Source organism: Flavobacterium sp. P3_A6 (genome assembly GCF_056403035.1).
On record NZ_JBFUGG010000001.1, the window covers coordinates 133,504 to 157,833 of the forward strand.

The following is a 24,330-nucleotide window of genomic DNA, read 5'->3' on the forward strand; positions in this document are numbered from 1 at the left end:
AAGTATTTTAGCTCTTCTGAAAATTATTTATATGAAAAAAGTATACTTATTGCTGCTATTAATCATTACTGTTACTTCAATACAGGCTCAAAAAAACATTCTAAATCTTATTGTTGGGACTTATACTAATTCATGCAGCAGTAGGGGAATTTATGTATATGAGTTTAATACTAAAAAGGCTCAAATCAGATTGAAAAAAAGTTCCGATAGTATTGCTAGCCCTAGTTATGTATCACTTTCTAAGGATGGTAAATTTTTATATGCAGTTAATGAAAGCGGAAATGAAAGTACGGTAAGTTCTTTTAGTTTTGATCCGGCAAGCGGAAAACCAAGTACTATAAATAAAGTAGACTCCAAAGGTGCAGATCCTTGTTACCTTATCAATGATGATAATAATGTGATTGTGGCTAATTATTCAGGAGGGAATATTGCAGTTTTTGGGAAAAATGCAGATGGCAGTTTAACAGAAGCTAAGCAAGTAGTGCAGCATTATGGGAAAGGAGTAAATCCTGATCGGCAAGAAAAAGCACATGTGCACATGGTTTATTTTTCGCCAGATAAAAAATATGTTTTGAGCAATGATTTAGGCACGGATAAAGTATACGTGTATAATTATAATCCCACCGCCGTTAGCGATGTTTTAACCCTGAAAGACAGTGTTTCTGTAACTCCCGGAAGTGGCCCTAGACATTTAAAGTTTAGCAAAAACGGAAAATATGTATACCTATTACAAGAATTAGATGGTTCATTGACATCGTTCAGTTATAAGGAAGGAAAACTTACAAAAGTCTTTGAAACGACTATTTTGTCAAAAGATTTCAAGGGTACATTTAGCTCTGCAGATATTGAGATTTCTCCAAATGGAAAGTTTTTATATGCATCCAATAGAGGGGAAGCAAACAATATTTCGGTTTTTAAGATTTTAAAGAAAGGAAAATTACAATTGAAAGGGCAAACCGGCACATTAGGCAAAGGACCGAGGAGTTTTGTAATTGACCCTACAGGAAAGTTTCTTTTGGTCGGACATCAATATACTAACAATATTGTAATTTTTAAGATTCACAAAAGCAAAGGAACATTAACAGATTCAGGAAAAAGTTTTGATTTGTGTTCTCCTGTCTGTTTGATTTTTGGTGAGACAGTGACTGACGTTAAAAAAAGGAAATAATAAATACATTTCATAAAAAAAATAACCCGCGATTCGATCACGGGTTATTTTTTACAGAAAACAGAAAATCCTATTTCTTATCTTTTCTTTTTTTAGCTTGGTTTTTCAGCATATTTCTATTGACAGAACCGTGAGTTTTTTTCTTGGTAACACCAGGTCCTCCCAAATTAACTTTCTTATTTTTTTTGCTTTTTTCGTGAAAAGCCCCATCGCCTTCCAGCTTTGTTTTTTTCATCAAAAGCTTAATAGGCTGTCTGTCTTTTTCAGGGCCTATTAGTTTCTCCGAAATCTCGACTTCTTCAGGAAAAATTTCATATTTTAACTCGGTATCCATCAAAATTTCAATGGCAATTTTTGATTCTTCTTCACGAGGAGCAATTAAACTTATAGCTGTACCAGTTGCGTCTGCACGGCCTGTTCTACCAATACGGTGCATGTATAATTCCGGTAATTCCGGCATTTCAAAGTTGATGACATGAGTAATGTTAGAAATATCCAAACCTCTCGCCATAATGTCGGTGGTAATTAAACCGCGAAGGTTTCCTTCTTGAAATTCAGCCATCGTACTCAAACGATAATTTTGAGATTTATTGGAGTGAATAACTCCAAACTGACCTTCAAAATCTTCTTCGATGCGTTCGTGAACCATATCGGAAATCTTTTTGTTATTCACAAAAACCAATACGCGGCTCATATCGTCATTGGTTTCTAATAAATGTTTTAAAAGATTGATTTTGGTATTGAAATTTGGGACTTGATACGTAAGCTGCTTAATATTTTCCAAAGGTGTCCCTGATGGCGAAAGCGTGACTTCTTCCGGATAGTCAAAGAAATCATTCAAAATGGCATCCACTTCATCAGTCATTGTTGCCGAAAAAAGAATGTTTTGGCGTTTTTTTGGCATCATAGCCAAAATCGAAGTCAACTGCGTGCGAAAACCTAAATTTAGCATTTCGTCAAACTCATCAATAACAAGTTTTTGCATTTCTTCAAAACGGATTACATTGTCTAATGTTAAATCCATAACCCTTCCAGGTGTTCCTACTAATATATCACATCCTTGATAAACTGTAGTTTTTTGAGTATTGATATTAACCCCACCAAAGATGCCAATTGTACGAACAGACATGTATTTGGTTAATTTTTCTACCTCCTCAACAACCTGAACCACAAGTTCTCTGGTTGGAACAAGGATTACTATTTTTGGAGTATGTCCAGGAGTAAATTTGTATAATTTTAAAAGAGGCAATAAATAGGCAAATGTTTTACCAGTACCAGTTTGTGCAATCCCCATCATATCACGGCCTGACATTATCACAGAAAAAGTTTTTTCCTGAATAGGAGTAGGAGATGTAAAACCTAAATCGGTTATTGCTTTTTGTACAGATTTAGGGAGGTTGAATTGTTCGAAAGTACTCATTTGTAATTTAATTTTGTGCAAAGATAGGTTTTTTGAAACTAAGGATAGAAAGTCATGCAAACTTTGACTTTATTTCGAAATTGCTGTAAAAAAAACTCTGTGTTATTATTTTGAGATAGTGTATAAAGGTTGATGATTTTTATGAAATTACTTTTTTAAACACTAAATATTTACAGTGAGGGTTTTATTTGGCTTTATACTACGTTTTGTTTTTGCGAATGATAGGCTTCTTTTTCAAGTATGAACTCAAGAATTTTGTGCAAATTTATGCATAAATACTTTTTAGTAGAAATAGGTGAAAAGCAATAAAATTGTCTTTGAAATATAATTGTAGGCGTAATTCATTATCATTTCATGAAAAAATGAGCGAATAGAAAAGGGATTTTTGTCCGGAAGATTTGTCTATCTAAATCGGATTTCCCATGACAGCGAAAGGGTCGAAATCCAGAAAAAATTGCCTTGGTCAAATGGAATTTCCTGATGAATAATCCCGACTTGAGCGCCCCAAGCATTCTGTTTGCTGTTGGTAGAAAAATAATAACCAACATTCAGTTTTTGGGATTTAAGATTTACAATTCGTTTATCATTTGCAAAATAATAATTCTGATTGAGTTCTGGAGAAATCCCAATTCCGGCATTAATGCCGAAATAATTATCAGCATCGCTTCTGTATTTTCTGTACGTTAATGTCCCTGAGGAGCTTAATCCATTGTCTCCTGGGGTAAAATAAGGACGTAACGACCAGTAGTCATTTCCGTTGTACCACGTCACAGAACCTGTGTAAATCATAGTGGTTGTGTCGTATTGCAAAGCTCTAAATCCTAGCGAAACTTCAAAACTTTTGGGAAGCGATTTAAAAATTTCTCCACCATATCTATAATCAGGGAATAAATACGAATCTGATACTCCAAAGTTTAGATAGGCGTACATTCCTTTTGCAATTTTCGGATATAAATCGATCTCAAACTGAGTCCCATAATCCCCAAGTCTTCTATCGATATTTGCCCTTGCAATAATACTGCCGTACTTGGTTTGGCGTCCATATTTTATCGCATTGTAAATCATAGGGTCATATACTTCCGAGTAAATATCAATTTCAGAAGTAACACCAATGGTATTATTTCTAACTATTTTTTTCAAATTCGAATCAGATTGTTTGGCTATAGAGTCGTTTGGAATTTTGCTTGATAGCGTTTGTACCGCACCTGCTGTAGCAGACGGAATCATTGTGCTTTCTTGAGCTTTTTTTTGCAGGTCCTGTATTTCGGTATCATTTGGGAAAATTTTCAGTGCTTTCTTTGATAATTTCAAAGCAAGAAAAGGATTGTCTCCCCACATTTCATTTTTGATGGCTCCTATCCATGTGGTTTTCCTATTTGTATCTTTTCCTAAAATTCTTTGAAATTCGGTTCTTGCTTTTTTATAATCTCCATCCCAAGCATAAGTCGAAGCCAAAAATTCACGAACATCATGATAATTAGGATATTTAGTCAAGATATGCAGTAATGTATCTTGTGCTTGCTTTCTGTTTTTGTTGAATGCCAAATCGCGGGCCGTTTTAAATGACACGTCGGGATCGCCATTGAATGCTTTTTCCTGTCCAATCATTAGAAACGTGCCTGAAAATAATGTTATAATAAGTAAAATATAATTTTTTTGAAAATTTTTGTATTCGTTTTTTATATGATTATTCATTACTTCTGTTTTTTGAACTGTTTATTATTTCTTGCGCCCTTACCATCTTTACCTTGATATTAGGATTTTTTATGCCTTTCGATAATGCAAGTTTACCAATTTCTATAGTTTTTTCGTTTCGTTTGTCCCACCAATATACATCCATTAGAGTTAAATAACCCTCGTCATAAAAAGGCGTTTTTTCGATGACAATCTGCAATTCTTTTTCTGATTTTTTATATTCTCCTTCCCATCCCAGAGTTTTGGCTTTTAAGATTTGTGCATCAGCATAGTTAGGCACTTCACTTAGTATAAAATTGCAAAGTAATCGAGCCGTTTTATATTCATTTTTGGCAGCCAGATCTCTAGCTGCTAAAAATATTTGGTCATCGTTTAATTCTTTAGTCAATTTCTCAATGATAATTTGCTCTTCTTTTGAAAACTGATAGTCCTTCTGTTTGTTTAAATCTAATGATTTTGGAATGATTTTGTTTTTTTGTGTCAAGTAGGCATTCAGTTGCTTAAAAGCATTAAATTTGTTAGAAATAGTGTTTAAAACATTGCTATCACTGATTTTTTCGGTATCAAAGTTATCTTTTATCTTATACAATTCGCCTCTGGAATACATATAATCTTTATAAACATAATCATCAATAGTCCCTTTATTTCGAGTCAAAGGAATGTCTTGAGTATTTCTGAAATCTTTTGCCGTGTCAAGTCCTTTTCCCATCCAAGCGGTTTGATCCAGTTTGTTAAAATTATAATTGTTAAACAAAAAAGAAACTAAACTTGGTGTAACATCCCAGTGCGAAGAAACCGATTTAAAAGATTCGGTTTTCTTAAGCATCGGGCTAAAAATATATAAAGGCACGTGAAAACGGCATAAATTATCTTTTTGTTCAATAGGAATCAAACGGTGATCGCCGGTAATTATAAAGATGGTGTTTTTATAATCGGGTCTTTTGGCGTATTCTTTCATATAGTCTTTAATAGAATTATCAGTATAATTCAAACAGGCAAAAATATCTTTATAAGAACTGATATTCTCTTTTTGAGATTTAAGATTTGGATGTGTATCAATAATGCCGTCAATTTTTTTCAAATAATCTTTTTTTGTTGGAAAATCAAAAGGTTCGTGAGTGGTAAGTGTTTGTATAATGTCTAAACGCGGCGATTTTATTTTATTGGTTTCAATAAGTTTTTTTTTGAAAATTTCAGCATCAGGATATCCCCAGGAAAAACCTCTCGAGTTGGCTTTGATTTGAGTGTATTCAGAGCCATAATTATTTTTGTCGATTATATTATCGATACCGTTTTTCTCCAAAAAGTTAATTTTTCTGTCAAAATTGGAATCATCACCAGAATAGAATGAGGTGGTGTATTGATTGGCTTTTAGTATATTTATAATGGAAAAATGCGAAGGTATCGGATTTAATTCCAAGAACCCTTTTTCTCCATACGTCAGCGAACCCAATAATGATGAAAGTACAGCATAAGTTCTTCCTCCATTACTTAAAAAATTTTCCCAATACAATGATTTTGGAATCATCGAATCCAAATATGGCGTAAATCCTGCATATTCATTTTTACCAATAAATTCGGCTCCAAGACCTTCAACGATAATAAAAACAATATTTGGTTTTTCATCAGTTATATTAAAATAAGGTGCCAAAACATCTGGAGTTGCTTTAAAGGGTTTCAGCATCGGATATTCCGATTTGAATTTGATGTTTTGATCGTTGCTGGCTATATCTTTGTCTCTTTCAAACCGGATAATATCCTTGGTGAGAAATGCTAATTTATTTTCGTATGCTGTATCAGATAAATTAGAAAGAAGGAGTTTTAAACTGCCAGTAATAAGAATTAATGCTATTGCAGTTATTGAAACCAGCCGTTTGTTAGCAAATTTTGTAAAAACGAAATTGATTCCTAAGTACAATAAAGGAATGATTATAAATGGCATAAAGAACATAAAAGAGAGCGGTTCTGATGCTGTTATCGTGAGGTACATATCCGAAAATGAATATCCTAATAAATCGGCTCCCAGGTTGACAAGCGTGGTGCAGCTGTATTTTACCAATGCAAATTGCACGAGTACAACTAGAGTAAAAAGTACCGTCATGAATTGTATGGAAAACGTTTTTCGCATATACCCAATAAGTATAAATAAAGGTAAAAGCACTAAACTCACAATTATGGCTGACCAAAAATCATTTATTAGTTTATAGCAAATATTCGTACCAATATTAGGGTCTGCGATACTGTTTGATGTTTTTGAGTATGTTTCGAAGAAACTTGACAGCCAAAAAATAAGAACTAACGAGGCGGTGAGATACAAGTATTTTTAAGTGATGAAATTTCATTTTTTTAAATTTAGATTCTGCAAAGCTTTGTTTTTTCCAATTTCATTTTTTGTCGCTTCAAATCTTGGCAGAAATAAATCGTAAGTGTATCTATTGAAAATTAAAACAGCGATTAATAAAATACAACCACAGATTTGGATAGGCAAAATTATTCTGATAAAATAATGAATAAACACATCCATCGATAAAAGGTATGTTTTAGGAGTTTACATAAACTAAACTACTTGCTAATTTTCTTTAAGAGATTAAAAGATAATTATAAAGATAATCAATATTCTAAATGTAGGAAAATAAATTAAATGCAGATTGGCATGAACTAAAATTAATTCTGATCAAAAAAAATCAAGTACAAGTATATGTATGCAGAAATAAAAAAAATTGTGGGAAAAGATATTTTAGAACCCCTCAAATACTCCCAATCCAAACAGAGCAAAATCATATTTTACAGGATCATTGGGGTCGAGTTCACGGAGTTTTGTGTCTAGTTCTGTCAAGGCTTTTCCATCGTTTTGTTTTCTTGTAAGCAAACCTAGTTTTCGGGCTACATTTCCAGAATGGACATCAAGCGGGCAAGATAGAAGTGAAGGTGGAATGTTTTTCCAAATTCCTAAATCTACACCTTTGTTGTCCTGACGGCACATCCATCTTAGGTACATGTTAATGCGTTTTGCCGCAGAACCATTCATTGGGTCTGAGATGTGTTTTTGGGTTCGGTTTTGATGCGGAATTTCGAAGAATGCTTTTTTGAATTCTGAAATGCTTTTTTGCATCGAATCGGTTTCCTGATGTTTAGAAAAAACAGCTTCAAGTCCGCCATGATTTTTGTAAATGTGCTGCAGTCCTTTTATGAAACTTATGAAATCTTGCCCGTTGAAGGTTCTGTGAACAAAGGATTCTAATTGCTCTAAATTATCTTCGCTATGGGAAAGTACAAAATCATAAGGAGAATTACCCATCAAATTCATCATCTTATGAGAGTTTTTGATAATCATTTTTCGATTGCCCCAAGCAATTGTTGCACTCAAAAAGCCAGCAATTTCAATGTCTTCTTTTTGCGTAAACAAATGCGGGATTTGGACAGGGTCGCTTTCAATAAAATCTAGGGTATTGTATTGAACAACTTTTTCGTCAAGGAAAGTTTTGAGTTCAGTTTGATTCATTTTAGTTATGGATTGCTAATTTGGCCATCTACCATTATTAATTTTCGATCAGCCATATTAGCCAATTCTTCATTATGGGTTACAATCACAAATGTTTGCCCGAATTTATCCCGCAGCTGAAAAAATAATTGGTGTAAATTTTCTGCAGAGTGCGTATCCAGATTTCCGGAAGGTTCATCGGCGAAAATAACATCGGGTTTGTTGATCAATGCTCTCGCAACAGCCACACGTTGCTGTTCACCACCTGAAAGTTCGTTTGGCTTGTGATTTATTCTATGGGATAATCCTAAATATTCTAATAGTTTTTTTGCTTCTTTTTCGGTTTCAGAAACTTTTTTCCCAGCAATATATGCAGGAATACAAACATTCTCTAATGCTGTAAATTCTGGGAGCAATTGATGAAATTGAAAAATAAATCCCAAATTTAAATTTCTGAATTTGGACAAGGATTTGTCGTTCATTTTCAAAATATCCTCATTGTTTATCACTAATGAACTCTGGTTTCCAGTATTTTGATTTTCGCTTTCCTTTTTTGTACTGGGTTTATCCAATGTTCCTAATATTTGCAAAAGAGTTGTTTTTCCTGCACCAGAAGCACCAACAATAGAAACAATCTCGCCTTTTTTAATATGTAAATCTACTCCTTTTAATACTTCAAGCTGATCGTAATATTTATGTATGTTTTTTGCGTGTATCATTGTTTTGAAACTGTTTTCACAAAGAAACAAAAGTTTCTGTCGATATTGTAACGGCTTTGGCAATTTTTAACTTATATGCTTAATTGGAATGCGGTTTGGATTTCGTAGATTTATATTTGAATTAATTTTTATCCAGATGAATAATTTAGAAACTGAAGATATTTTTCATAGACAAAAAACAATCAAACTTTTATTAGGTTTACTTTTTGATGCAATGGGAATGGTATCTTTTGTAATTCCAGGAATTGGAGAGTTTGCCGATGTGGTTTGGGCACCATTGGCTGGTTTTTTGATGACCAGAATGTATGAAGGCCGGGTAGGTAAGGTAGCTGGTATTTTAACTTTTGTGGAGGAAATAATTCCGTTTACCGATGTGATCCCATCTTTTACTATTACTTGGATATATACGTATTGGATTAAAGGCAATGCAGGTAAAAATAAATAGTGGGAAATATTTTTTATTCTTTAAAAATAAATCCTAGTCCCATACTTCTGAGCATTTTCTTTTCAAAAGCCCAAAAGAATTTAAATTGCCCAAAAAGGAAACCTATCACAACTAATAAAACTTGATAAATAGGGAAAATTAGCAATAGGCGAATAGGAGTGTACCAATGGCCTAAACCCTCTTTTGCAATTCCTAGCCATACACAAAAAGGCTTAGACAACCATGCAGATGCAGATCCTGTAATAGCAAAAACCACAAATATTATTGCCAATTGCCAATTGGATGTGAGCCCCCAACGCTGTTTTAATCCTTTCATTATTAATTTAATTCCTTTTTACAAATATAGCAGGTTTTGGTATTTAAATCATTAATGAAGGTTGAAAAACCAGAACATTTTTAGTCATAAAGTTGACTCTTTTTTCTTAGCCAAAAATGGAATCGTTACAGTTTGCTATCTAGGAGGAACACGACCATATAATCTTTGATTGTATTTGTTTTGGAAATAAATCATGTAGTTATAAATAAGATAGTTTACTTCATAACCATAATTGATAGTTGGTTGATAATCGATGATCATTTCGTATAAATTGGGCGGATAAAGTTGAGGTTGGCGAACGCGATTGTTCCATTCCAGAACATAAAAATTATTTTTGTTTTCTAAATAGCTTTGAGAATAATACCCTCTTGGAAAAGCAGTCGATTGCAGCCAAAAATCAAAACCCGGCTCGATAATAATAACTTCATACTGTAATTCTTTATTTACAATCTTTATGGTGTCATTAGTTGCTGTTTTTGGTTTCTCTGTATTCGAAACATTCGGTTTGGAAGTGCTGCACGCAATAATTACACAGAGAATAAGAAATATGCAAATTGAATTTTTCATAATAATAATTTTCGGATGTATTATAAAACCTATTGAGTCGATAATTAATCATATAAATTTACGAATTTTATATTGATTGTCAGTTAGTTTTATTAATGCAAAAAGGCATTTACAAAACTGTAAATGCCTTTTTCTTAAGTTTTAGTGTCGGAATAAATCCTATTTTCCAAAAAGCTTTCCGAGAAACCCACTAATACCGCCACTGCTTTTTGTCGCCGCAATAGCATCATTCATATCTAGTTTTCCATCGGCATTTTGGTCTAAACCAAATTGCGTTCCGTATTTTGAAATGGCATCCATAATCCCCGAAGTTTGTCCGCTTCCTCCTGAAATTGCTCCGATTAAATCTGTAATTTGAAAACTGTCATTAGGATCATTGGCTTTGTTTACCAGCCCGCCTAGAACTTTAGGAATCATACTTCCGGCAACTCCAGCTGCTGTAGTAGTGTCCAAGCCAAATTTTTCTCCTAAGCTTCCTGTGAGCTGTTGGGTAATTTGCTGTACAGCAGGATTTGATGAGTCTTGAGCATTATTCCCATTAAGTAACCCAGCCAATTGTTCAACTCCGCCATCAGAAGCCATTTTTTGTAAACTCGAAAAGATGGAATTTCCTGCTTCTTCCATTACAGCTTCATTATGTTCATTTGGAATTGCATTGTTTTTTACGACATCATCTTGACCAAATTGCTGTACTAATTGTGTTAATTGCTCAAACATAGTTTTTTTGATTAAAGGTTCATATCAAATATAATCAAAAAAAAAGTTAGAAATTATTAATGTGTTAATAATTTCTAACTATGTAGTTTTAAATCAAGTGTTTACTTGGTTTAGTAAATGGATGATCTGATGTGCTAGTTCAATGCCAATTCTGTCTTGGGCTTCTTCGGTAGCAGCTCCAATATGTGGTGTTAATGATATTTTAGGATTCATTAAAATTGTAATTTCGGGATTAGGTTCATTTTCATAAACATCCAATCCTGCAAATAATACTTTACCACTATCCAATGCTTTTATTAATGCCACTTCGTCAATGGCACCGCCACGAGCACAGTTAATAATTCCAACACCGTCTTTCATTAATTCAAAATCTTTTTCACCAATTACATAATCGTCTTGAGCAGGAACATGCAAAGTGATAAAATCCGATTCTTGAAACAGCGATTCTAAAGATTGAGAAGTAAGCGATATGCTAATAGTTTGTCCATCAAAAAAATGAATTTTCAGGTCTTTATGCGGTATGTGCATGTCGCTGTAAATAACTTTCATCCCTAGCCCAATAGCCATTCTTGCAACAGCCTTGCCAATGCGTCCCATGCCTATTATTCCAAGTGTTTTGCCTCTAAGCTCAATACCATTGGCATACGCTTTTTTCAAATCTTCAAAGTTGATGTCGCCTTCAAGAGGCATGTTTCTATTGGAATCATGCAGGAAGCGCACACCTGTAAATAAATGTGCAAAAACCAGTTCGGCCACAGATTCCGAAGAAGATGCCGGAGTATTTATAACATGAATTCCTTTGCTTTTGGCATATTCAACATCAATATTGTCCATTCCAACGCCGCCACGGCCAATAATTTTCAGACTCGGGCAAGCATCAATAATATCTTTTCGAACCTTTGTAGCGCTACGGACTAATAGTACTCCGATATCATTTTTGTTTATAAAATTAGCAACTTGTTCTTGTGCTACTTTTGTGGTAATAACTTCAAAACCAACTTTTTCCAAAGCAGTAATGCCGCTTTTAGAAATTCCGTCGTTTGCTAATATCTTCATTTAAATTTTTATTTAAAGATTGAATCATTTAAAAATTGAAAGATTCAATTATGTTGTAATAAAGAGATTAAATGATTTAAAATCTTTAAATCATTTAATCCTTAAATTATTAAATTTTACTTTCCAAAGCTTTCATTACATCAACAAGAACCTGAACACTTTCCAGTGGAAGCGCATTGTACATAGAAGCTCTGTAACCGCCAACTGAACGGTGTCCTGACAATCCAGAAATTCCTGCAGCTTTCCACATTTCGTCAAATTTAACTGCATGAGATTCGTCGTTCAATAAAAACGTTGCATTCATATTAGAACGATCTTCAACTGCAGCAGTTCCTTTAAATAATGGATTTCTGTCTATTTCAGTATAAAGTAAATCAGCTTTAGCATCGTTTATTTTTTCGATAACCTCAATTCCGCCTATTTTCTTCAGCCATTGCAAGGTTAACAGAGATGCATAAACAGGAAAAACAGGTGGTGTATTGTACATACTGTCTGCTTTGATGTGTTTGGCATAATCTAACATGCTTGGAATCGCCCGTCCAGTTTTTCCAAGGATTTCCTCTTTGATAACAACCAAAGTGGTTCCTGCAGGCCCCATGTTTTTTTGTGCTCCCGCATATATAATGTCAAATTTTGAAAAATCAATTTTTCTTGAAAAAATATCAGAACTCATATCGCAAACAAGCGGTATGTTTGTTTCTGGAAATTCTTTCATTTGAGTTCCAAAAATTGTATTGTTGCTGGTGCAGTGAAAATAATCTGCATCGGCAGGTATAGTATATCCTTTTGGGATATGATTGTAATTTTGTTCTTTTGAAGAAGCAACAACAGTTGTAGTTCCAAAGGAAATTGCTTCTTTTATGGCAGCAGAAGCCCAAGTTCCTGTATCCAGATATGCCGCTTTTCCATTTTCTTTCATTAAGTTATAAGGAACCATCAGAAATTCTAAACTGGCTCCCCCTCCAAGAAATATAGCTTGATATCCTTTTCCTTTTAGATCCAAAAGTTCTAAAACTAAAGCTCTTGCTTCTTCCATTACGGCGACAAAATCTTTACTGCGATGCGAAATTTCTAATAGAGATAAACCAGAGTCATTAAAATTTAAAATGGCTTGAGCTGATTTTTCAAAAACTTCTTGCGGTAAAATACAAGGTCCTGCGCTGTAGTTGTGTTTTTTCATGGTGTAGTTACTGTTTGTTTTTATTTGTTTCGATTAGCTGTCAAAAGAAATTACCAATTTTTATATCTCTTTTGGATTTTTAAAATAGACAATTTCAAGTTATAGCTAAAGGCTGAATTTTTTAAAGTGCAAATTTCGGAAATACGGTACGAATAACCATTGAATTATTCATAATAATATAAAAAGATTGATTTATACCGTTAATAAAAACGATACCGTATCAATGTTATCTGCATAATCCCATAAATTTGGTTTTTGAGTAGTTCCAAACGGAATGCTGTTTTTTACAAGATTGTTGCTTACAATGCATTGAATCTGCTGGCTTTCGTCATCCAGGCGCTTTTGTAAGTCCTCTAAGTTTTCATAATATTCATAAAATAAGCTTGAGATTGGGGAACTATAACTCGAATCTTCTTTAATGGTCAAAAAGCCGTTGTCTAATAACTTGAAATTACTCATCAGGAAAACGGCTTTGTTGTAATCGTAATTATTAGCATATTTTTCATAATGAATGACATCTTGGTATTCAAAAATAGCTTCAAAAAAGGGTTCGAAGGAATAGCCTTTTGGAACAAATAGTTTCGAAACATTACGGCATCCCAGTCCAAAATATCTAAAAATATCTTCTCCTAACGCGAGTAATTGTTCTTTGGTTTCCTCGCCATTTATTATTGCAATAGAATTTCTGTTTTTTCGTATGATAGAAGGCTTGCTTTTAAAATAATATTCAAAATAACGGGCTGTGTTGTTGCTTCCGGTAGCAATTACGGCATCAAAATTTTCTAGTTTTCCTTCAACAAATCGGATTTTGTTTTTTAAATCGGGTTCGGCAGCAATTAGATAATTGGCCAAAAATGGCAATAAGTGCTGATCGTTTGATGATGTTTTAATCAAAACATTATGTCCAGACAGCAAAACAGATAAGAAATCATGAAACCCGACTAACGGGATATTTCCAGCCAAAATTAGTGCTACGTTTTTAGATTTTACGGCACTAAAATCATATTCAGAAAGCCATTTGGTTAAATTATCTTCGGTTAATGCTTCTGACCAAGAGGTTATTGCAAAACGAACCTGTTCCGGAGTATACCAGCCATTATGAGATTGAGAAAGCTGAATTAAATCGATAAATTTTTCAAAAAACAGATCATTGCCCGATACGGTTTCATCCTTGATGCAATTTTCATCTTTAAATTGATTTAAGAATTCTCCTAGTTTAACAAATGCACTTTTTTTTGTATCTAATGTCATAATGTTTGTTTATGAAAAGTTTTGATTGTAATTTTGCACAAAAATAAGCTTTTTATAAGCTCTAGGCAAAAGTTGTGTTGAGTATTCGTATTTCGTATTATCGTACTTTTGGCCTTGAACTTTCAAACTTAAAACTAAACTAAAAATGGCTATTATAATAACTGACGAATGCATCAATTGTGGGGCTTGTGAACCAGAATGCCCAAACACAGCTATATATGAAGGAGCAGATGACTGGAGATATAAGGATGGTACAAAACTAAGAGGGAAAGTAATTTTGCCTGATGGTACCGAAGTGGATTCAGATGAGGCACAAACACCAATATCTGATGAAATTTATTATATCGTTCCGGGAAAATGTACAGAATGTAAAGGATTTCATGATGAGCCTCAATGTGCTGCCGTATGTCCTGTTGACTGTTGTATTCCAGATGAAAACCATGTTGAATCTGAAGAAACTTTGTTAAACAGACAAGCTTTCCTGCATAACGAGTAATAGTTTTCGAACTGCATAAAAGTAAACCTGCGTTTTATTTTCGCAGGTTTTTTTTATATAATTAACTTGTTTTTAAAATCTTTTTTTCTTCAGGAAAAGTTAAGGTTGTAATTTATTTTTTATATTTTTAAAAGATTTTTCAGAAACTAGTCATTTATATTGAATAAATATGAGAAGAATACTTGTTTTGTTTCAGTTTATTGTAAGTTTTACTGTTTTTTCACAAATCAATGAAAAAAGGATAATACTATTGGATTTTGATACCAATCAGCCAATCGAAGCGGCGGTTGTTTTAGTTTTAAAAACAAAACAAGTTTTAATGACTAATGCTGAGGGGACTGTTGTGTTTGAACTCAAGGGGGGCTCGAATTTAAAAGTGACTCATTCCTCTTATTTGCCCATTACGATAAAGTGGGCTTCATTAAATCAAATGGAAAATATTTTCTATCTGAAAAGTAAACTCAACACACTAGACGATATTGTAATTACAAATAAAGATCCTCATGAAATTATTAAGGATTTAGTTGGTAATTCCATTAAAACCCTCAATATCCCAGCTAGATTGAAAGTGTATTCCAGAGAGTTTTTTAAATTAAATGGTGATTATACTTATTTTAATGACGGACTCATTAATTTTCAATTATATAAAGAACAAAAAAAGGTAAAATCAATTTTATTATTAGAGCAAAACCGTTCTTTTGGTTTAGTTGATGATTTGAATTTTTCGGATCTATTGGGGTATAATTTAAATTCCATGATGGAGAAATATTATATTTTTTCAGTTTTGAGGCCATTAACAGATGACAAAATAAGAAAAAAGTATAATTTTATTGTAAAGGTAAATCCTTTAAATCAAGACTATAATAATATAATAGCTACACCAATTCCTGTCGAAAAAACAACAGAACTATTAGATGATTTTAAAATTGTTTATGATGTTAAAAGAAAATTAATAATAGAGATAACTGCAATGGTTTCCCCTGAATCTTTGGCTAATGTTGAAGAGAATACTGCAAAAGGAACTAAAAATATAATTAGGTCAATGTTTAAAACAAACTATAGAGCTGATTTTGGAAACTATTATTTAGTAAGTTCTAATGAGGAAATCAATTATAGTGTTAATGTTGGGAATGAAATAAAAAACATTGAAATATTAAATAATCTGATTACCACTAATTTTAATATTCAAAATTTCACTTATAAGGAAAGTCAAGTTTTTAAAGACAAGACACTCTTCAATGCAAAAAATTCTATCTTGACGGATTATTGGAATGTTTCCGGCTTAACTCCTACGGCTAAAGAATTGGAGATTATCAATAAAATCAAAAATTAGATTAGAGTCTTTTTTTTTGGCTCATAATTACATAAGTGTCATAAGCATATGTTTTTCGGTCAATGACTTTCAGTATTTCAAAATTATTAAGATACAGGAAAAGCTCGATTTCATTTAAGGTGAAAACCCGAACTGTAGAGAAATCTTCAGACAGAACCTCTTTCTCATCGTCTGTAATTTGATAGTATGTAGCATTCCAGTCCAGCATGAAATTTTCTAAAGGAGTGGTTTCCCATTGGCTTTCCCGCATATAATTAATTCCTTCATATGTAGCCTCATGAACAATCGTTTTGTTTTTTTTTATGAAAGGAATAAAACGATTGGCATCAATAATGTCAAAAATAAAAATACCGCTTGGATTTAAATTTTTGTAAACACATTCAAAAGTATCTATAATGTCTTCATTGTTGATTAAATAGCTTGTCGAACGGCCAGTTATAATAATGGCATCTACGGGTTTTTCCAGTTCAAAATTACGCATGTCTCCATGTATAAAAATACAGTCTTTGTTTCTCTTTTGGGCAATTTCAATCATACTTTGACTGTAATCAAGGCCCATGTAATTTTGATTGTTTTCTTGAAACCGCTTGGCAAGATTTCCAGTACCGCTTCCTATTTCAAGAATGGAACTGCAGTTTTTTTCTTGGATTAATTTATTGTAAAATTCATATTCTTCATCATAGTCGATAAAACTTTGATACATGGCATCAAAAATAGCTGCCATTTTTCCATTAAATAAACTTGCCATGATAGTTGTTTGTATAATATAAAATTAAGAAAAAAAATAAAGGACTGTCTTTGCGATAGTCCTTTATTTTTAGTTGATTTTTTTTAGAATGAAAAACCTAATCGAGTGTAATAATAGGCTCCATTAAATCCCATTTGTACTGCGTCCCAATATCCTCCTGCTTCTGTATTTCCAGTTTCATCTTGTTTGTCTGGATAAATATTGAATAGGTTATTGCTTCCTACAGTCAGTTTTAATTGTTTAGTTATTTGATAGCCAATAGTTAAGTCGGTTATGGTTTTAGGACTATAAACATCTTTCTCTCCAGAATAGTCAATTAGAACTACTTCACTGAAATGGGTAAATGCTAATCCTGCATCAAATTTATTTCTAGAATAATTAAGATTCAGACCAAATTTACTGTCTGGAGCTGACGCTAATAAAAATGCTTGTTCACGTGCGCCGAAAAAAGTTTCTGCGTCTAAATTTCCATTATTCACTTTTGTAATTTCCATATGATTTATGTTTCCTACAAGTGTTGCGCTAAGATTTGATTCGCCAAATTTTTTCTTCCAAGCAAGAACGACGTCTAAACCAAGTGTTTTTGTATTTGCTGCATTAGCAAAAAATTGCGTTTGATCTACACCCAAACCCAAACCAGATGCATCAAAATAGCTTGTCAATACAATTCTGTCTTTAATTTTGATTAAATAGCCATCTACAGTAGCTGTAAAATCGCCTAAAGAAGCTGTAACGCCAAGGGAGCCATTCACTGCTGTTTCTTCTTTTAGTTTTTGAATTCCAAAAGATTTAGTTACAGGGCTGTTGTTTGGGGAAAGTAAAATTTCTGTAGCGCCATTTGCATCAATATTAGTGAAGTGCAGGCCATAATAAGATTGAGCTAATGAAGGAGCACGGAATCCAGTACTTACAGAACCTCTTAGATTGATTTTATTGGTAATTTTAAGTCTTGAAGCTAATTTTCCATTGATGGTACCGCCAAAATCACTATAGTTTTCATAACGGACAGCTCCGCTTAACATGAAACTTCTTGTAATATCTAATTCAGAATCAGCATATAATGAAATATTACTGCGATTTTTGTCAACGGCATTGTATGGGCTATATCCTGGGAAACCCTGCGAACTTCCTGGTCTTGGATCTCCTGAAACTGGATCTATAGGAGGAGATTGAGTAGCAGGATTAGTGATAACTTGTCTATCAGTATCATATGTTGAATATGAAGCTTCTTGTCCGGCAAAAATAATAAAGTTTTCGGTTCTGTATTCTGCCCCAAAAGCTAAATTCATTCCCTCTAATACATTATTGTAATTTTTTGAGATGTCAAAATTGGTTGTATTTTGAGCCAAACTATGTCCTCCAGCGTCAAATTCTGTAGGGGAAGCTTCTAATAAGGAAGGGTTCATGGTTCCTTTAATAGTATAATGGAACTTATTTATTCCATACGTATTACTAATGTCAACTTTCCATCCGCTATTAGTTATTGTTTTAATTCCTGCAGTAACTGAGTTGTCCAGAATGATAGAGGTAATTCTAGGGGTATATCCTCCAGGATAAACGGACTCTACTACATTGGCAGCTCCGCTATTTCTGGTAAAAGCGTAAGCATCGGTATCTCTATAATTTCGTCCGGCAAAAGCATAGATATCGGTTTTTTCAGAAACAGGAAGAGAGAAATTTCCAGAGAAATTATAGCTATCCATTGATGCTTCTCCAAAACCTTTTCGGAAATCGTACCCAGGTCGCAATACTTTGTCTTTGCTAAAATATTCTGTGGTAAAATTAGCGAAACCACCGTCCTTTCCGATTGCAACTCCGTAATTAGCTCCTACTTTTATAGCATTCCCGTCAAAGGTTTTGTTTTTTCCGTAAGTATTGCCATTTCCATTTTCATCTAATCTGAAGTCTTTAGTATTAGGTGTTCCCGGTAAAAAATCTCCTTTTGCATCTGTATTAAAAGCTCCATAAGTGACAGAACCATTCAACTGGTCAGTATTGTCATTTAGAACGATGTTGATTACTCCGGCAATGGCATCAGAACCATATTGTGCCGCCGCACCGTCTCTCAGAATTTCAATTCTTTTGATGGCTGATGCAGGAATGGCATTCAAATCGGTTCCTGTATTTCCTCTGCCACGAGTCCCGTAAAGGGTAACAAGCGAGGATTGATGTCTTCTTTTTCCATTAATTAAAACTAATGTTTGGTCGGGCCCCATTCCTCTCAATGAAGCAGGGTCAACGTGATCGGCTCCATCAGAACCTGACTGCTTGTTGGCATTAAACGAAGGTGCTATATATTGCAATAATTGATTAATTTCAATTTTTCCACTTTGAGTAGTAACGTCTTTCATACTGATAACATCAATAGGAACTGCCGAATTGACTACGGTTCTTTTGGCGTTTCTCGAACCTACAATTTGGACCTCTTGAAGTTCTTGTTCTCCTTCTTCAGATAAAATCACATCGATTATTGCTGTATTAGCTGCCTTAGAAACAGTTTTGTAACCAATATAACTAAAAGTCAAAGTTGCACTTTCATTTACATTTAGTTTATATGCGCCATTAATGTCAGTAGGAATACCATTCTTAGTCCCTTTTTCAAGAACATTAACTCCAGAAATCGGATTGCCTGTTTTGTCTTTTACGACTCCTGATACTTCTTTTTGCGCCAGCATAAACGTGATGTTTAGCAAAAAGAATAATTGAATAATTTTTTTCATAATTGGTTGGATTGTATGGTTATTGGTTGTTTATGGTTTAAATATAGCTATTTTTAACATAAATGATGATAAAAGTTAAGAAAAATACTCTAAAGCGGATAAAAAATATTAATCTTAAAAAATTGTTTAACAAGCATTTTTTAAATCTTATATTTGCAGACTTTAAAAAAGAATATCATAAAATAAATAACAGTTCTCTGTTATTTGTAAACAAACATAACATGAAAGCAGGAATTGTAGGATTACCAAATGTTGGAAAATCAACATTATTCAATTGTTTATCGAACGCAAAAGCGCAAAGTGCCAATTTTCCATTTTGTACTATCGAACCTAATATTGGAGTTGTAAACGTTCCAGATCCAAGAATCAATAAATTAGAAGAACTAGTAAAGCCAGAGCGCGTTCAAATGGCTACTGTAGATATCGTTGATATCGCGGGTTTGGTAAAAGGAGCAAGCAAAGGGGAAGGCTTAGGAAATCAATTTCTTGGAAACATAAGAGAGTGTAATGCTATTATTCATGTATTGCGCTGTTTTGATAATGACAATATTGTTCACGTTGACGGAAATGTAAACCCAATTCGCGATAAAGAAACTATCGATATTGAATTGCAGCTAAAAGACTTAGAAACGGTAGAAAAACGTTTAGAAAAAGTAAACCGTGCTGCAAAAACCGGAAATAAAGAAGCTCAGACTGAAAAAGCACTTTTAGACCGAATAAGAGAAAATTTATTGCAGGCAAAATCGGCAAGAACAATTATTCCTCAAAGTAATGACGAAGAAGTTTTAATGGAATCATTTCAGCTGATTACTGCAAAACCAGTATTGTATGTTTGTAATGTTGATGAAAATTCAGCTGTAAACGGAAACAAATACGTTGATCAAGTTCGTGAGCTGGTTAAAGATGAAGAGGCCGAAGTAATTATCCTTTCAGTAGGAGCAGAAGCTGATATCACCGAATTAGAGAGCTATGAAGAGCGTCAGGTTTTCTTGGAAGATATGGGATTGACTGAGCCTGGAGCATCAGTTTTAATTCGAGCAGCTTATAAATTATTGAAGCAGCAAACGTATTTTACCGCTGGTGTCAAAGAAGTTCGCGCTTGGACTATTAATATTGGTGCAACCGCGCCTCAAGCTGCAGGAGTTATCCATACCGATTTCGAAAAAGGGTTTATCCGTGCCGAAGTAATATCATACGAAGATTATGTTCAATATGGTTCAGAAGCTAAAGCCAAAGAGGCTGGAAAATTCAAAGTGGAAGGAAAAGAATATATTGTAAAAGACGGTGACGTAATGCATTTTAGATTTAATGTATAGCTTTTAGAAAATAGCTAGAGAGCCTGCAAGAGTTAAATCTTGCAGGTTTTTTTAGTTTTTTAATGTTTCTATTTTAATTACTTTTAACCCAAATTCGCATTTAGAAATAAAAAATCTGACTAACTATTTTAAATAAAAAATAATCCATTATGAAAATCATTGCCTTTGCAGGAAGTCCCAGTAAAAAATCCATCAACAAAAAACTAGCTACTTATGCTGCAGGTTTATTCGAAAATGCCCAAGTGGAAGTTTTAGATTTAAACGATTATGAAATGCCGTTATTCAGCGTTGATAAAGAAGCTGTAATTGGGCAGCATTCTTTAGCGAAAGCATTTTTGGAAAAAATTGCTACTGCTGATGTTTTGGTGGTTTCTCTTGCCGAAAACAATGGAAATTACAGTGCAGCTTTCAAAAACACAGTGGATTGGTGTTCCAGAATAAACGGAAAAATATTTCAGGATAAACCAATGTTATTGATGGCTACTTCGCCAGGAGCAAGAGGCGGAGCAAGCGTATTGGAAATTGCTAAAAACAATTTTCCGCGTTTTACTGCCGATATTAAGGCGGTTTTCTCATTGCCAAGTTTTAATGATAATTTTGATGTTGATGCAAATGTTATTTCGAATGCCGAATTAGACAATCAGCTTAAGGAAATTGTAACCAATTTTTAGATGAAAAGAAATATATTTCAACTGTTGTTTGTTTTCCTTTTTTTTAATTCAATATATTCTCAAGACTATCAGCGGGTTGATAAGGTTGTAGAGCATTACCCTGCATCATTCAATAGTCCTTTGGAATTAGCAAATAAAATCAAACAAGATTTCACCTCAGAAGGTGACAAAGCAAGAGCTGTTTTTACATGGATGGCTTTACATATAAATTATGATATTGAAACCTATTTGAATCCAAAACCTGCAAAATCATTTTCTTATGATAATGAATCAGAGAGAGAGTTTAAATGGCATGAAATTAGAAATAAGGAAATCAATACTGTTTTTAGAAAACAGAAAGCTGTCTGTAATGGATATTCTCTATTGTATTATCATTTAGCAACATTGGTTGGATTGCAGGGACAAATTATCGAAGGAGGTTCGAAAACTAAATTTGATGATATCGGCAGAAAAAAAATTGCAATCAATCATACTTGGAATGCAGTAATGATAGATGGAACTTGGCGATTGGTTGATGTTACTTGGGGAGCGGGTGCAATTATTAATGAAAATAATTTGTGGGTTAAAAAATTTAACCCAATTTATTTTGATTCAAATCCGAAAATTTTCTTTGCGAAACATATGCCTGTTTCAAAGGTGTGGGATAATAAAAGTCTTGATGAAGACTTTTTTTTGAAAGGACCTCTTTTTTTTGATGAATATTTCAATAAAGAGGTTGAAATTGTTGAACCAATAAATGGAGTAATAGAAGTTCGAGGGAATCAAAAAATAAATTTTAAAATTAAAAATCATTCAAAAAATCAAGAAATTGGATATGCAACGAAAGGGGATACGATAAGTGTTAATCCTAATAAAATAGATGATGATTTAGAACAATTTGAGGTGGACTATACAAAAAGAGACGGAAGATTTATAAAAATATATGCCTCTGGTTCTGTAATTGCAACTTTTAAGTTTGTGCAAAAAAGATAGTATTTAATTTGATTACAAAATTAAGGCTTTTCCTTTCGCAAAGTTTTTTAATAATACTTCAAAAATTAATCAACTTTTGTTACTGTAATAAGCTGTCAATATCATTCTTGATAATTTTGATATTGCACATTTTTTAATTTTGTCAAATTACACTACATTAGCCTAAAATCCACAAAATTCAAAATGTCAGATCAAAATCAATACACCGAAGATAATATCCGTTCTCTCGACTGGAAAGAACATATCCGTATGCGTCCCGGGATGTACATTGGAAAACTTGGTGATGGCTCTTCGCCGGATGATGGTATTTATATTTTATTAAAAGAGGTTCTAGATAACTGTATCGATGAGTTCGTGATGGGCTCTGGGAAAACTATTGAAGTGACCATAAAAGACAAAACGGTTTCGGTTCGTGATTATGGGCGAGGGATTCCGTTAGGGAAAGTGGTTGATGTTGTTTCGAAAATGAACACGGGAGGAAAGTACGATTCCAAAGCTTTTCAGAAATCGGTTGGTTTGAATGGTGTGGGTACAAAAGCAGTTAACGCTTTGTCGCATCATTTTCGTGTAGAATCTGTTCGTGACGACAAGCAAAAAGCAGCGGAATTTTCTGCAGGAAATTTAGTTTTGGAAGAGGATATAATTGATACAACCAAGCGAAAAGGTACCAAAGTTACTTTTACGCCTGACGAAACTATTTTTAAAAACTACAAATTCCGTTTGGAATATGTTATCAAAATGGTCAAAAATTATTGTTATCTGAACAATGGTTTGACGATTATTTTCAATGGTGAAAAATACATTTCAGAGAATGGTCTTAGGGATTTATTGGAAGAAACAATCAGTGAAGAAGACTTAGAGTATCCGATTATTCATTTGAAAGACAATGATATCGAGATTGCTTTAACGCACAGTAAAACACAATACAGCGAGGAATATCACTCATTTGTTAATGGTCAGAATACTACGCAGGGAGGAACGCATTTAGCTGCTTACAGAGAGGCAATCGTGAAAACCATTCGTGAGTTTTACAACAAAAGTTTCGAGGCGTCAGATGTCCGTAAATCGATAGTGAGTGCCATTAGCATCAAAGTAATGGAACCTGTTTTTGAATCGCAGACTAAAACCAAATTGGGTTCTATGGATATGGGTTCGGATGATGGAACACCGCCAGTTTCTGTACGTACTTTTGTAAATGATTTTATTAAAACCAAATTAGATAATTATTTACATAAAAATCCTCCCACAGCCGAAGCTTTACTGCGTAAAATTCTTCAGGCTGAACGAGAACGAAAAGAATTGTCAGGAATTAGAAAGCTGGCTACGGATCGTGCTAAGAAAGCCAATCTGCACAATAAAAAATTGAGGGATTGCCGTGCGCATCTTCCAGATACTAAAAACCCGAGAAATTTAGAAAGCACACTTTTTATTACCGAGGGGGATTCGGCTTCCGGATCAATTACAAAATCACGTGACGTAAATACCCAAGCGGTTTTCAGTTTGCGTGGTAAGCCTTTGAATTCCTACGGAATGAGCAAAAAAATTGTGTATGAAAATGAAGAATTCAATTTACTGCAAGCAGCACTTGATATAGAAGACGGATTGGAAAAACTGCGTTACAACAACATCGTAATCGCAACCGATGCCGATGTCGACGGAATGCACATCCGTTTGCTATTGATTACATTTTTCCTCCAGTTTTTTCCTGAATTAATAAAGGAAGGGCATTTGTATATTTTGCAGACACCGCTTTTTAGGGTTCGAAATAAAAAAGAAACGATTTATTGTTATTCAGAAGAAGAACGAAAAGACGCTATCGAAAAACTTAAACCAAAACCGGAGATCACTCGATTTAAAGGTTTGGGAGAGATTTCGCCAGATGAGTTTAAGAATTTTATTGGTGATACGATTCGTCTTGACCCAATTATGATGGACAAAAACACTTCGATTGAGCAATTATTGTCATTTTATATGGGAAAAAATACTCCAGACCGACAAGAATTTATTATCAAGAATTTGAAAGTGGAGTTGGATGTTTTGGAAGAAGTGAAATAATGCA

General features: G+C 33.6%; 21 protein-coding genes. 8 read left to right on the plus strand and 13 right to left on the minus strand.

Annotation, left to right across the window (positions count from 1 at the left end; translation table 11 throughout):
* The first annotated feature begins 31 nt into the window (after positions 1–31).
* On the plus strand, positions 32–1,168 hold the full coding sequence (locus AC1DVP_RS00605; protein WP_477181614.1) for a lactonase family protein: 1,137 nt from the start codon (positions 32–34) through the stop codon (positions 1,166–1,168).
* A gap of 70 nt (positions 1,169–1,238) precedes the next feature.
* Here the strand turns inward: AC1DVP_RS00605 and AC1DVP_RS00610 are convergent, their stop codons facing one another.
* The 5 genes from AC1DVP_RS00610 to AC1DVP_RS00630 all read right to left on the minus strand — a co-directional run bounded on the left by AC1DVP_RS00610 (position 1,239) and on the right by AC1DVP_RS00630 (position 8,483).
* A complete protein-coding gene (locus AC1DVP_RS00610; RefSeq protein ID WP_477181615.1) occupies positions 1,239–2,588 on the minus strand; it encodes a DEAD/DEAH box helicase in 1,350 nt (449 codons plus the stop codon).
* Between the two features lie 402 nt (positions 2,589–2,990).
* Entirely contained in the window at positions 2,991–4,283 is a 1,293-nt protein-coding gene (locus AC1DVP_RS00615; RefSeq protein ID WP_477181616.1) for a YaiO family outer membrane beta-barrel protein, read from the minus strand.
* Positions 4,276–6,411: a sulfatase-like hydrolase/transferase gene (locus AC1DVP_RS00620; RefSeq protein WP_477181617.1), complete on the minus strand. Its 2,136-nt coding sequence runs from the start codon at positions 6,409–6,411 to the stop codon at positions 4,276–4,278. Before AC1DVP_RS00620 ends, AC1DVP_RS00615 begins: the two co-directional genes overlap by 8 nt.
* A 609-nt stretch (positions 6,412–7,020) precedes the next feature.
* On the minus strand, positions 7,021–7,785 hold the full coding sequence (locus tag AC1DVP_RS00625; RefSeq protein WP_477181618.1) for a TIGR02757 family protein: 765 nt from the start codon (positions 7,783–7,785) through the stop codon (positions 7,021–7,023).
* Positions 7,786–7,790: 5 nt separating this feature from the next.
* Entirely contained in the window at positions 7,791–8,483 is a 693-nt protein-coding gene (locus AC1DVP_RS00630; RefSeq protein ID WP_477181619.1) for an ABC transporter ATP-binding protein, read from the minus strand.
* 136 nt (positions 8,484–8,619) lie between these two features.
* On the opposite strand from AC1DVP_RS00630, the gene AC1DVP_RS00635 reads away from it, so the two are divergent.
* Positions 8,620–8,928 carry a hypothetical protein gene (locus AC1DVP_RS00635; RefSeq protein WP_477181620.1) on the plus strand — a complete coding sequence of 103 codons (309 nt, stop codon included), beginning with the start codon at positions 8,620–8,622 and terminating at the stop codon, positions 8,926–8,928.
* 13 nt (positions 8,929–8,941) lie between these two features.
* Here AC1DVP_RS00635 and AC1DVP_RS00640 read toward each other — a convergent pair whose 3' ends face one another.
* The 6 genes from AC1DVP_RS00640 to AC1DVP_RS00665 form a co-directional block, all read right to left on the minus strand.
* On the minus strand, positions 8,942–9,244 hold the full coding sequence (locus AC1DVP_RS00640; RefSeq protein ID WP_477181621.1) for a DUF6787 family protein: 303 nt from the start codon (positions 9,242–9,244) through the stop codon (positions 8,942–8,944).
* A 135-nt stretch (positions 9,245–9,379) separates the two neighbouring features.
* Positions 9,380–9,811 (minus strand): DUF6146 family protein, encoded by a 432-nt coding sequence (locus AC1DVP_RS00645; RefSeq protein ID WP_477181622.1) that lies wholly within the window; start codon positions 9,809–9,811, stop codon positions 9,380–9,382.
* Positions 9,812–9,970: 159 nt separating this feature from the next.
* Positions 9,971–10,528, minus strand: a complete 558-nt coding sequence (locus tag AC1DVP_RS00650; protein ID WP_477181623.1) for a DUF937 domain-containing protein — start codon at positions 10,526–10,528, stop codon at positions 9,971–9,973.
* A gap of 93 nt (positions 10,529–10,621) precedes the next feature.
* Positions 10,622–11,584: a D-2-hydroxyacid dehydrogenase gene (locus tag AC1DVP_RS00655; protein ID WP_477181624.1), complete on the minus strand. Its 963-nt coding sequence runs from the start codon at positions 11,582–11,584 to the stop codon at positions 10,622–10,624.
* Positions 11,585–11,693: 109 nt separating this feature from the next.
* Positions 11,694–12,764 carry a 3-phosphoserine/phosphohydroxythreonine transaminase gene (gene serC, locus AC1DVP_RS00660; protein ID WP_477181625.1) on the minus strand — a complete coding sequence of 357 codons (1,071 nt, stop codon included), beginning with the start codon at positions 12,762–12,764 and terminating at the stop codon, positions 11,694–11,696.
* 192 nt (positions 12,765–12,956) lie between these two features.
* Entirely contained in the window at positions 12,957–14,015 is a 1,059-nt protein-coding gene (locus AC1DVP_RS00665) for an acyl-CoA reductase (RefSeq protein WP_477181626.1), read from the minus strand.
* Between the two features lie 145 nt (positions 14,016–14,160).
* On the opposite strand from AC1DVP_RS00665, the gene AC1DVP_RS00670 reads away from it, so the two are divergent.
* The gene (locus tag AC1DVP_RS00670; RefSeq protein ID WP_477181627.1) at positions 14,161–14,511 is read left to right on the plus strand and encodes a 4Fe-4S dicluster domain-containing protein; all 351 of its coding nucleotides are present in this window, start codon (positions 14,161–14,163) and stop codon (positions 14,509–14,511) included.
* Positions 14,512–14,680: 169 nt separating this feature from the next.
* Positions 14,681–15,844, plus strand: coding sequence for a hypothetical protein (locus tag AC1DVP_RS00675; RefSeq protein ID WP_477181628.1), 1,164 nt, complete (start codon positions 14,681–14,683; stop codon positions 15,842–15,844).
* Position 15,845: 1 nt separating this feature from the next.
* On the opposite strand, the gene AC1DVP_RS00680 is transcribed toward AC1DVP_RS00675, so the two are convergent.
* Both AC1DVP_RS00680 and AC1DVP_RS00685 read right to left on the minus strand, forming a co-directional pair.
* Complete coding sequence (locus AC1DVP_RS00680) at positions 15,846–16,592, minus strand: class I SAM-dependent DNA methyltransferase (RefSeq protein ID WP_477181629.1); 747 nt, start codon at positions 16,590–16,592, stop codon at positions 15,846–15,848.
* Between the two features lie 83 nt (positions 16,593–16,675).
* Positions 16,676–19,312 carry a TonB-dependent receptor gene (locus tag AC1DVP_RS00685; RefSeq protein ID WP_477181630.1) on the minus strand — a complete coding sequence of 879 codons (2,637 nt, stop codon included), beginning with the start codon at positions 19,310–19,312 and terminating at the stop codon, positions 16,676–16,678.
* A gap of 221 nt (positions 19,313–19,533) precedes the next feature.
* On the opposite strand from AC1DVP_RS00685, the gene ychF reads away from it, so the two are divergent.
* The 4 genes from ychF (at position 19,534) to AC1DVP_RS00705 (ending at position 24,326) form a co-directional block, all read left to right on the plus strand.
* Positions 19,534–20,628 (plus strand): redox-regulated ATPase YchF, encoded by a 1,095-nt coding sequence (gene ychF / locus AC1DVP_RS00690; protein WP_477181631.1) that lies wholly within the window; start codon positions 19,534–19,536, stop codon positions 20,626–20,628.
* A 149-nt stretch (positions 20,629–20,777) separates the two neighbouring features.
* The gene (locus tag AC1DVP_RS00695) at positions 20,778–21,299 is read left to right on the plus strand and encodes an NADPH-dependent FMN reductase (protein WP_477181632.1); all 522 of its coding nucleotides are present in this window, start codon (positions 20,778–20,780) and stop codon (positions 21,297–21,299) included.
* Entirely contained in the window at positions 21,300–22,271 is a 972-nt protein-coding gene (locus tag AC1DVP_RS00700; RefSeq protein ID WP_477181633.1) for a transglutaminase domain-containing protein, read from the plus strand.
* Positions 22,272–22,454: 183 nt separating this feature from the next.
* Entirely contained in the window at positions 22,455–24,326 is a 1,872-nt protein-coding gene (locus AC1DVP_RS00705; protein WP_477181634.1) for a DNA topoisomerase IV subunit B, read from the plus strand.
* Positions 24,327–24,330: the final 4 nt, after the last annotated feature.

What these genes read in the sequence shown, in the direction of transcription:
- AC1DVP_RS00605 (WP_477181614.1), top strand. Translation starts at nt 32, where the DNA reads ATGAAAAAAGTATACTTATTGCTGCTATTAATCATTACTGTTACTTCA.
- AC1DVP_RS00610 (WP_477181615.1), bottom strand. Translation starts at nt 2,588, where the DNA reads ATGAGTACTTTCGAACAATTCAACCTCCCTAAATCTGTACAAAAAGCA.
- AC1DVP_RS00615 (WP_477181616.1), bottom strand. Translation starts at nt 4,283, where the DNA reads ATGAATAATCATATAAAAAACGAATACAAAAATTTTCAAAAAAATTAT.
- AC1DVP_RS00620 (WP_477181617.1), bottom strand. Translation starts at nt 6,411, where the DNA reads ATGCGAAAAACGTTTTCCATACAATTCATGACGGTACTTTTTACTCTA.
- AC1DVP_RS00625 (WP_477181618.1), bottom strand. Translation starts at nt 7,785, where the DNA reads ATGAATCAAACTGAACTCAAAACTTTCCTTGACGAAAAAGTTGTTCAA.
- AC1DVP_RS00630 (WP_477181619.1), bottom strand. Translation starts at nt 8,483, where the DNA reads ATGATACACGCAAAAAACATACATAAATATTACGATCAGCTTGAAGTA.
- AC1DVP_RS00635 (WP_477181620.1), top strand. Translation starts at nt 8,620, where the DNA reads ATGAATAATTTAGAAACTGAAGATATTTTTCATAGACAAAAAACAATC.
- AC1DVP_RS00640 (WP_477181621.1), bottom strand. Translation starts at nt 9,244, where the DNA reads ATGAAAGGATTAAAACAGCGTTGGGGGCTCACATCCAATTGGCAATTG.
- AC1DVP_RS00645 (WP_477181622.1), bottom strand. Translation starts at nt 9,811, where the DNA reads ATGAAAAATTCAATTTGCATATTTCTTATTCTCTGTGTAATTATTGCG.
- AC1DVP_RS00650 (WP_477181623.1), bottom strand. Translation starts at nt 10,528, where the DNA reads ATGTTTGAGCAATTAACACAATTAGTACAGCAATTTGGTCAAGATGAT.
- AC1DVP_RS00655 (WP_477181624.1), bottom strand. Translation starts at nt 11,584, where the DNA reads ATGAAGATATTAGCAAACGACGGAATTTCTAAAAGCGGCATTACTGCT.
- serC (WP_477181625.1), bottom strand. Translation starts at nt 12,764, where the DNA reads ATGAAAAAACACAACTACAGCGCAGGACCTTGTATTTTACCGCAAGAA.
- AC1DVP_RS00665 (WP_477181626.1), bottom strand. Translation starts at nt 14,015, where the DNA reads ATGACATTAGATACAAAAAAAAGTGCATTTGTTAAACTAGGAGAATTC.
- AC1DVP_RS00670 (WP_477181627.1), top strand. Translation starts at nt 14,161, where the DNA reads ATGGCTATTATAATAACTGACGAATGCATCAATTGTGGGGCTTGTGAA.
- AC1DVP_RS00675 (WP_477181628.1), top strand. Translation starts at nt 14,681, where the DNA reads ATGAGAAGAATACTTGTTTTGTTTCAGTTTATTGTAAGTTTTACTGTT.
- AC1DVP_RS00680 (WP_477181629.1), bottom strand. Translation starts at nt 16,592, where the DNA reads ATGGCAAGTTTATTTAATGGAAAAATGGCAGCTATTTTTGATGCCATG.
- AC1DVP_RS00685 (WP_477181630.1), bottom strand. Translation starts at nt 19,312, where the DNA reads ATGAAAAAAATTATTCAATTATTCTTTTTGCTAAACATCACGTTTATG.
- ychF (WP_477181631.1), top strand. Translation starts at nt 19,534, where the DNA reads ATGAAAGCAGGAATTGTAGGATTACCAAATGTTGGAAAATCAACATTA.
- AC1DVP_RS00695 (WP_477181632.1), top strand. Translation starts at nt 20,778, where the DNA reads ATGAAAATCATTGCCTTTGCAGGAAGTCCCAGTAAAAAATCCATCAAC.
- AC1DVP_RS00700 (WP_477181633.1), top strand. Translation starts at nt 21,300, where the DNA reads ATGAAAAGAAATATATTTCAACTGTTGTTTGTTTTCCTTTTTTTTAAT.
- AC1DVP_RS00705 (WP_477181634.1), top strand. Translation starts at nt 22,455, where the DNA reads ATGTCAGATCAAAATCAATACACCGAAGATAATATCCGTTCTCTCGAC.